This window comes from Mesorhizobium sp. M7A.F.Ca.CA.002.04.1.1 (genome assembly GCF_004022805.1).
Taxonomy (GTDB): domain Bacteria; phylum Pseudomonadota; class Alphaproteobacteria; order Rhizobiales; family Rhizobiaceae; genus Mesorhizobium; species Mesorhizobium ciceri.
Map to the genome: position 1 here is coordinate 1 of NZ_RZPL01000358.1, position 5614 is coordinate 5614.

The 5614-nt window shown below is 62.4% G+C and carries 5 protein-coding genes; 1 reads left to right on the forward strand and 4 read right to left on the reverse strand.

All coding sequences use genetic code 11. The annotated features are described in order from the left end of the window. Positions 1-368, reverse strand: a 368-nt coding sequence (locus tag ENZ75_RS18835; RefSeq protein ID WP_206617062.1) for a sugar transferase, incomplete at its 3' end; no start/stop codon positions are given. A 601-nt stretch (positions 369-969) separates the two neighbouring features. Here ENZ75_RS18835 and ENZ75_RS18840 point away from each other — a divergent pair. Beyond that, positions 970-1245 carry an exopolysaccharide production repressor ExoX protein gene (locus tag ENZ75_RS18840; RefSeq protein ID WP_013528119.1) on the forward strand — a complete coding sequence of 92 codons (276 nt, stop codon included), beginning with the start codon at positions 970-972 and terminating at the stop codon, positions 1243-1245. A gap of 108 nt (positions 1246-1353) precedes the next feature. Here ENZ75_RS18840 and ENZ75_RS18845 read toward each other — a convergent pair whose 3' ends face one another. From ENZ75_RS18845 to ENZ75_RS18855, 3 genes are all read right to left on the reverse strand, one after another. Further along, complete coding sequence (locus ENZ75_RS18845; RefSeq protein WP_063169879.1) at positions 1354-3198, reverse strand: ABC transporter ATP-binding protein; 1845 nt, start codon at positions 3196-3198, stop codon at positions 1354-1356. Positions 3199-3206: 8 nt separating this feature from the next. Continuing rightward, positions 3207-4193 (reverse strand): serine kinase, encoded by a 987-nt coding sequence (locus ENZ75_RS18850; protein ID WP_063169880.1) that lies wholly within the window; start codon positions 4191-4193, stop codon positions 3207-3209. Continuing rightward, positions 4190-5614 (reverse strand): lasso peptide isopeptide bond-forming cyclase (locus ENZ75_RS18855; RefSeq protein ID WP_128278237.1); only part of this gene is annotated, 1425 nt, incomplete at its 5' end. The genes ENZ75_RS18855 and ENZ75_RS18850, both read right to left, overlap by 4 nt.

Sequence of the window (5614 nt, forward strand, 5' to 3'; positions counted from 1 at the left end):
GCTCCAACGCGGGTGACGCGCGGGTCGTTCTTCAGCTTGCGGGTCGCGATCCATTCCGCGTTGGCGTCCGGGTTGGTGGCGAGATAGGCTGCCAGCACCTTGACGCCGTCCGGAACCATGGTGCGGAACTTCAGGCACGGAAAAATCCGTCCGCCCCGCCCGATTCGCCTGTGGCCGTAGAAAATCGAGCCACCGTCGGAAAACTTGACGAGCAGCGCTATCATGACAAATAGCGGGCTGAGGGCGATCAAGCCAATCAGTGAACCGGTGATATCGAAGCTGCGTTTGAGCAGGCCGCCGATCGGCGGCGGAAAATCGATGTCAGCCTGCGAAAAGCTCGCGGTGGCTGACTTGGCAACGTCCCTCATGCCGTAAACTCCATGCGTTGAACGAATGGTTCACCACACGATACCAAAAAAATGTTGCAGCGCAACACACAATTTACCACCCCGTTGAAATAGTCACGTCATGAAATGACTAAATAATAAGCTTGCCATGCACAAATTTCGGCATATTTAGCACATTTGTGACAATAAATGGGCACAGCCGAAAAAATAGAGGCCTTTGTGGGGCGGTTTTTAGGCGGACCTACCTATTTGCCAAGGCGAGGTACAAACTAGTGCTTCATCATGCCGTGATGCTTGGTCAAAACCATATAAAATACTACTTAATATTGGCCATTTTACTGAAAAATATCGACGAGAGGATATCGGCCTAGCTCCCGTTGCGTGCATTGCAACATGGCAGAGTCGATCGCAAAAGCTCGATCAAAAATAACCGAAGTTGCCCTTGCCGCCTATTGCTCGCCTTAATAGAATTGCAAATTATACCTGTCACGGTGACGACAGGTGGAAAAGGCCGGAAGCAACCGGTCGAGAGTGGGCGACCTTAACAAGCCCACATGACAAGGGACGGCGCTCGGGTGGGGCAATCGCGATAATACCCGAGCCGGTTTATGGGCTGTTGGGTATGGCACTTCCAAAATTCATCCTCGGGATGATTTTCGCTCTGGCGATCGTCGTCGGCTGGTCCTGGCTGGGCGGTGCGTCGATAGGCACGATATTGGTGCGTGTCATCATCTGCGCCGTGACCATTCAGGCTGGCTATTTCGTGCTCATCTACACCATGATCGCCAGGAGCGCGCCGACGCCTGCCGACATAGCTCGTGACGCCGAGCGCAAACTGAACGCACCCGAGGTCGCCGAAAGCGAGAAGCTGGGCGGTGCCAGGCGCGGCCTGCATTGATGCAGACTGCTCAAACGTGGCCGGTTTGGCGGCAACGACATCCTTCGAGACAAAGGGACCAAAGCGCCGCGTGAATCCGTCTCGGCGCGACGCGTCTTGGTCGCCGGCTCACGCCACATCAGCGGGTTCGCTCTCCGACTGTTCCCCCAACAGCATCCTCGACAACCGGCTGCCGGTTTTTTCCTTCAGCCGCTGATATTGGCCGACCTCGACGATACGGCCGTTTTCCATCGCCACCACCCAGTCGGCGAAGGCGATCATCGACGGCCGGTGCGCGATGGTCAGGATCGTCATCGTACCGCGTAATCCATCGATCGACCTGGCGATCAGCGACTGGTTCTGCCAGTCGAGCGCGCTGGTCGCCTCGTCGAGAATGAGCAGCGACGGCTTGCGCAGCAGCGCGCGCGCGAGCGCGATGCGCTGGCGTTCGCCGCCCGAGAGCCGCACGCCGCGATCGCCGACCACCGTCTCGAGCCTGAGGTCGAGCCGTTCGACAAACTCGCCGGCGTGCGCCTGACGCAGCGCGGCCCACAGATCGCCATCGCTGGCCCGTGGCGCGGCGAGGCGCAGGTTCGCCGCGATCGTGTCGTGCAGGAGGAACACGTCCTGCGGCACATAGGCCACCTGGTCGCGCCAGCGACGGCGATTGCTGGCATCGATCTCGACGCCATCGACAAGCATCTTGCCGGTGGTGGGCTCCAGCAGGCCAAGCAGCATGTCGGCGATCGTGCTCTTGCCCGATCCGGACGGGCCGATCAGGGCGGTGACCTTGCCGGCCGGCAGGCCGAAGGTGATGCCGCTCACCACCGCCTTGTCGACAGCATCTCCGTAGGCGAAGGACACGCCGCGAATATTCAATCCCTTATTGAGGGAGAGTGTCCCGGCGTCGGCGAACTCGGTATGGCCGGGCTCGCGTTCGGCGTCGAAACGTGCCTGCAGGCTGCGCATTGCCGTAAAGGCGGGCAGGTTGATCAGCACTTGCTGGGCCTGCGTCTGCATGTCCATGAAGCGCGGCGCGATACGCATGAAGACCAGGAGCAGGACGACGATCTCGGCCAGCGACAGATTGAAGCGGACCAAAGCCACATAGATGAACAGGCTCAGGCCCACGACGCTCGCCACCTGGAATACAGCAGTGCCGATGGTGCTGTTGCGCACATAGTCGATGTTGTCGGCCTTCATCCTCTCAAGCGTCGACCGCAGCTGCGCGAAATAGCTGTCCTCGACGTTCAGGCTCTTGGCCACCTTGATGCCGCCGAGAAATTCCGAGACCGTCCGGTACTGGTCCTGGCGATTGGCGGTCAGCACACGGCCGAAGGCAGTGGCCCGTGCCCGGAAGGGCCGCAGCGCCACGAACATCAGGATGCCGACGACCACGGCAAACAGCGTCATGACCGGCGAGATAAACACGGAAACCAGGAGATAGCCGGCCAGAAGAACGGCGATTTGCACCAGCATCAGCAGTGAGAAAGCCGCGCCCTGGACGCGGTCGATGTCGCCGGTCAGGGCATGATCGAGATCGGAACTGCGCATGCGTGTAAAAACGCCCCAGCGCGCCTTGCCGATGCTTTCGAACAGGTTCATGCGAACGCGATTGATGAAATCGAACAGCAATTTGGCCATGTAGACCGACTTGAAGCGATTGAACGCCGCCTGCGCCGCAACAAGCCCGACCAGCGCGCAAAGCACGGTCGTCAGTTGCAGCGTGCCATCAGGCACCAGCCAGCGCACGAAATCATCGTTGGGCAGCCGAACAGCGAAATCCTGGTCGGCACGTCCGACCAGATGCAGCAGCGGGACGAGCAGCAGGATCGAAATGCCCTCGGTCAGGCTGCCGAGGATGAGGAAGAACAGCGCCGTCCACGTTCGCCGGCCGCCGATCCGGGCAATGGTGGCGCCGAAGGCGGCAATTTCTCGAAACAGCGACAGGCGAAGGATTGGGGGCTTCGACATGGTTGCGCTCACAACCGCCGGCTGCCAGCCGACAGATCCTTTTCGATCAGTTCCACGGCTTCGCCGATCCTGTCCAGGCCCGTCGGGACTTCCAGCCGGTACACGCCGATATGGTTGGCAATCCATGAACATTGCCGAAGATGCGCCGTCGCGAAGTCGCCGGGCAGGGCCGCGCGGCCGAAGCGCGTCACATAGGAGAATTTGATGATGGCCGGCAGGGCGGCAATGGCGGGCAAGGGCGTGATGTCAGCCCTTTCGCCGCGCTCGAGGATATAGATCCTGGTCGCCGGCACCTCGTCGCCCGAAAAGCCACCGTTCAGGCGATGCTGCATCTTGTCGATCGCCGCATGCACTTGCGGCCGCACTTCCGCTTCCCCAAGCGAGATCGCCGCCGCGGCGTCGGCCGCCAGCTTGATCTGCGGAAAGCCCGGAACGGTCATTGGCTCACTCGGATTGGCGAGGTCCAGCGCCACCACGTCATCGGTAAGCAGTCGATGCCCGGCCCGGATCATCGCACTTGCGGTCGTCGACTTGCCGGCTCCCTTGTCACCCATGAAGATGGCGCTCGTGCCGGCGGCGGCGATGGCACTGGCATGCAGGACAAGCAGGCCGCGCCGGTGCAAGAGCAGCGCCATGACCGGACCAAGCAGCGGAAACGCGAGCAGCGCGTCGTCGACGCCGGGCGCCGGTTCGATGTCGATACGGCTGGAATCGGTGATCAGGAACGCGCCCACGGCATGCCACGCCAGATATTGCCGGTCCGGCTCGAAGCGAAAGTCGGTCGCGGCTTCGGGCGAGGGCTTTGGCAGGTCGATCGCGCCGACGGCAATCACGACATCCGCCGCCCCCGGCGTCGCCGGCTGCAGTTCGGGCAACGTCACCTCCGACGCGATGGTCAGGCCGTAGGCCCGGTAGAAGCGGCGTTCTCGCTTGGCCCGGCCATGCGAAAAGGCATCATCATTGCATAGAGCGAGCGGCTCGTTGCGCGGCATCATGCGGGGCTCCCGCCATGCTTGAGCTGCCGCAGCCAGAGCGACAGCGAGGCCGAGCGCCAGACATACTGGACATCCAGGGGGGCTGCCTGATCGGGCTGGCGCAGCAGCCGCGCATAGGCAGCACTCACTTGAGGCAGATTGACGTAAGGCGCGATGCGGTTCGCATCCGAGACCAGCAGCTGTTCCAGGAGGTCGCGATGGTTGCGCAGCATGCCATTGAGGAGATTGGCAGTGAAGTCGATCTTGTCGCGCCGCCACTGCACCGCCTCCGGCAATACGCCTTGCATGGCGCGGCGCAGCACATAGCGGCCAAAACCGTGGCTCAGCTTCTCCTCGCCCGGCAGCGCCAGGCAGAACTCGACCAGCGGCTTGTCCCAGAAGGGGTAGCGCGGCTCGACCCCGAAATTGGCGGCGGCCTTGTCGAGAACCTCGAAAGCATGCGGGACATAGCCGTTCGACAGGATCCAGCGATGGCTCAAGGCATCGCTGGCCTGGACGCCGGGCGGCATGTAGCCGGCCCGGTGAAACCGGTCGACAAGCTCGGTGCGCTTGGCCAGGTCCGGATTGATCAGGTCGCGCCAGCTTCGTGCGCGCGACACTTGCGCGGGCTTGCGGATCTTGTTCAGGGCACGGTTGGCCATATGCCTCAGCCTGGCGATGCGCCAGGCCGGCCCGTAGAGGGTCAGGAACTGGAGATAAAGGCCAAGCGTGCTGTCGCCATAGGTGTTGGAGGCGCTGCGGACCTCGCGCCACAGATCCATCCATCGGCCGCCATTCGCAAGCTCGTGCAGGTGGCCGTGGCCTTGTGAAACGACCTCGTCGCCACCATGGCCGTCCAGCAGCACCTTGATGCCCTTGGCGCCGGCAGTCCGGTAGATGCCGCGGGTGAGCGTCAGGCCCGGCGCCAGGAACGTTCCTTCCTGTTCTTCCAGCACGCGCTCGAATTCGGCAAATGGGGCATAGTTGCCAACCGGGATCAGCGTCGCGTCGACCTTCTGCTGGTCGAGAACGGCATCGATGAAGGGCCGCTCGTCCATCGGCGAGCCCTTCTCGAAAATCAGCGAGAAGGTTGGCAGCCTCGGCTTGCGCGCGGCGGCATTCTGCAGGCCGGCGACACAGGCGATAGACGAGGAATCGAGGCCGCCGCTCAGCATTGCCCCGACCGCCGAGGTCCCTCGCATGCGGTTGCGCACCGATTGCGAGAACAGATGGGCGAATTCCTCCGATGCATCCGACCGCAAGGGCCGCGCCGACGGCTCGATCTGCCAGTATCGGCGCAGCATCACTTGTTGCGCGGTGACGGTTAGGCTGTGGCGGGCCGGCAGGCTGAATATATCGCTGTAGGGGGTCGACTGCGGGTCGTCGGGAAGCCCGGCCAGGAAGCCGGAGATCTGGCGCTCGCTGACACGTGCGCGGATACC

Bases quoted from the DNA above. Each gene is read 5' to 3' on its own strand.
- ENZ75_RS18840 (WP_013528119.1), top strand. From the start codon at position 970: ATGGCACTTCCAAAATTCATCCTCGGGATGATTTTCGCTCTGGCGATC.
- ENZ75_RS18845 (WP_063169879.1), bottom strand. From the start codon at position 3,198: ATGTCGAAGCCCCCAATCCTTCGCCTGTCGCTGTTTCGAGAAATTGCC.
- ENZ75_RS18850 (WP_063169880.1), bottom strand. From the start codon at position 4,193: ATGATGCCGCGCAACGAGCCGCTCGCTCTATGCAATGATGATGCCTTT.